The following is a 2590-nucleotide window of genomic DNA, read 5'->3' on the forward strand; positions in this document are numbered from 1 at the left end:
TGTGGTTACTTGCGCGCCTCGTCCCCTTTCAGGGGATACGCCGGGTGACCAAGCAGCGTCATGGTCACGAACACCTTGATACTGCCGTCTCGAAGAAAATGGAGAGTCAGAAGCCCCACGTCTTCAGGGCGGTAGGGGGGCACAGGGACRAYCCGCTCCTGCGGMACATCGTCGATGCGATGGASCCACCTGACCTTCGCCGTCATGCCAGGCTTGTAGACCCGTGGCACCGTGACGCAGCAYGTAAAACTGCCACCGCCTTCGTGCGGCCAGATATTCGGGCCACCACGGCCATTGAYCTCGAACGCGTAGATGCCTACATCGGTGTGGTTGTAGCCAACCATTGACACGGAGATTGGCTCKTCGCCACATCCGGACATTGCCAGCGACAGTGCCGCAAGCATGGCCAGCCGGCCGCAACGCCTCAGGCTCGCCGCYGATGCCAGACGATGGTTCATCGTGCATCCTCCTGCTCGTCAGGCGCTTCCCATAAAGGCGTGCCGGCGGCGACCTCAMCCCCARGTCCGCCTGCCCACTTCGCAAACGTATCGCTGTGCGCATTCGCCGGCATCGACAACCGTTGCGTGGCTTGCGGATGATCGACAAAGCGCCCTGACGTCTGGAAGGCCAATATCAGGTACTCCACCAAATCTTCCACGTCGGACAACCCATGCTGGCGCGCGGCACGCAAATGCGCTTCGATAAATGGATGAACTACGCGGTATGGCACGTGCCGCAGCTTTGGCATGATTGCCTGCAGGCCGCCGATCATGCCGTCCGCTTCGGTGGCAGCCTCCAGGGCGGCGATTTGCTTTTCGTCGAGGTGGACGGGCAGGGAAAACGCCCCGTCATGGTGAGCGTCGTCGGCAGGCAGCGTGGCCTGCTGGCACTTACCGAAACGGTCGAAGTAGCGCCATTCCGTGATGCCGCGCGTGAAGAATCCGCGTTGATCGTCGTCAAGGAGCGCGAGCCATGTCGGAAAGATGCGGCCGTCGTACCAGCGGATGATCATTTCGCGATTGTTCGGCACCTTGACCTGATGAAACTGCCGTAGATGCCCGGCGAGGTCGGTCAGCGGACGCGAGGCTGCGATGATGCTGACGCACGGTTTCAGCTCACCGAGGCGCATCGCATCGGCAAGGACGTTCCGGCCAGTCTGATCGTCATGGCTCAGGTCGATCAGCAACGGGGCGATGTCCAGCAGAGATGCCTCGGGATAGCCTTCGAACAGCGACTGGTATGCGGCGCCACAACGGTCCAGCCGAAGGTGGAAGCGCATTTGATGGCTTGAGTCGATCAGGGCGAACCGGTAGTCCATATGGGAGTGCCTCTATTTGATGTAGATGCCGAACTGGCCGCTGCGCATGGCGTCGATCAGGCAGCTCTTGCAAGCCGTGCGGGGCAATTGCTGCGGCGGAATCAACTTGGCCCCCGGCGCGTGCTTGTCCCACGATGCGCACTTCTCGGCGATGTCGCCCAGCGTGACGTTCTCGATCCGCTCGCCAGTGATGCGGATGTAGGAACCTCCGGCACCGATCCAGACCTCCTTGTCAGCGGTAAGAACAACCTTCCCGTCCGTACTGCTGATCGTGACGTCCTTAAGCGCCGCCAGCTGCAGTTCATCGCTCTGCGCCTGGATCTCGACCTTCCCGCCCGCCGCGAACAGTTTCATGCCGAGTTTCTGCGCGAACAGGGACACGGCTTCGCCGGCGGCGACGGTGAAGCGCTTGACGGCGCTGATGTCCGCGCTGCCGCCGGCGGTGGCGATGAGATGGTTCGCCGCGCTCGTTTGCAGGTCCGCCCCGGACACCAGCGCCATGCCGGCAGGGGCGCTGGCGAGCAGGCCGGCATCGCGGAGTTGCTTGAGGCTGTCATTGAGCAGGGCCTGCTGGCGCTCGCAGTCGGCGGCGAGGGCTTGTGCGGCCCTGGCGGTCTCGGCCAGTGCCTGGCTTTGCTGGAGCGCTTGTTCGAGCAGGCGCTGAGCCGGGGCCATGTCGAGTTGCTGTCCGCTGGCCTTTGGCTGGTCATCGGCGGTGATGAACAACCCCTTGCCGCCCCGGATCGCTCCCCAGCCGGACGTCCTGAGTTCGAACCCCTCCCCCCGCCGCTTCCACTTCCCGTCGACCATATGGCCGAGCGTCAGCTGCGATTTGCCGGAATGCTCCGTGGACAGCTTGACGTGCTCCTGTCCCTCCCAATCCTCGAACTCAAGCTTGTTGTCGCTCTGCGTGCGAATAACGTTGCGGGATAGCCAACGATCCTGATTGGTAATCAGATCCGTCTGGCGACTGTTATGGTGGACATGGGCGATGTACGGCTTATTGGGATTACCGTCCCGAAATGCGATAGCCGCTTCGGTGCCGTCGATCAGCGGAAAGTGAAATCCCGTCTGCAGCGCCCCGGCAAATGGCTTGGCCAGCCGCAGTGGCACACATTCCCCACCGCCGGGCCAGTCCTCGAAATCGAAGTCAAAGCGAACCGTGTAATAGCCCTGCTGCGTCAGATAAGCGTATGGATACCGGCTTGGCGAGGTAATGCGCGCACTCAGCGTGCCCTGGATCTTCGGCCAGTTGGCCTCGTCCAGCGGCAG

General features: G+C 62.4%; 3 protein-coding genes. All 3 read right to left on the bottom strand.

Features of this window, described 5'->3' with window-relative positions; translation table 11 throughout:
- Nucleotides 1-5: 5 nt before the first annotated feature.
- Nucleotides 6-458: a DUF3304 domain-containing protein gene (locus AB4Z27_RS28690; protein ID WP_441645939.1), complete on the bottom strand. Its 453-nt coding sequence runs from the start codon at nt 456-458 to the stop codon at nt 6-8.
- Nucleotides 455-1318: a DUF4123 domain-containing protein gene (locus tag AB4Z27_RS28695; RefSeq protein WP_441645940.1), complete on the bottom strand. Its 864-nt coding sequence runs from the start codon at nt 1316-1318 to the stop codon at nt 455-457. The genes AB4Z27_RS28690 and AB4Z27_RS28695 overlap by 4 nt, the downstream gene beginning before the upstream one ends.
- Nucleotides 1319-1330: 12 nt before the next feature.
- A partial coding sequence (locus AB4Z27_RS28700; RefSeq protein ID WP_441645941.1) for a DUF2345 domain-containing protein occupies nt 1331-2590 on the bottom strand: 1260 nt, incomplete at its 5' end.

Origin of the sequence: Cupriavidus sp. KB_39, assembly GCF_052114485.1 — a bacterium.
In the GTDB taxonomy this organism is placed as follows: domain Bacteria; phylum Pseudomonadota; class Gammaproteobacteria; order Burkholderiales; family Burkholderiaceae; genus Cupriavidus.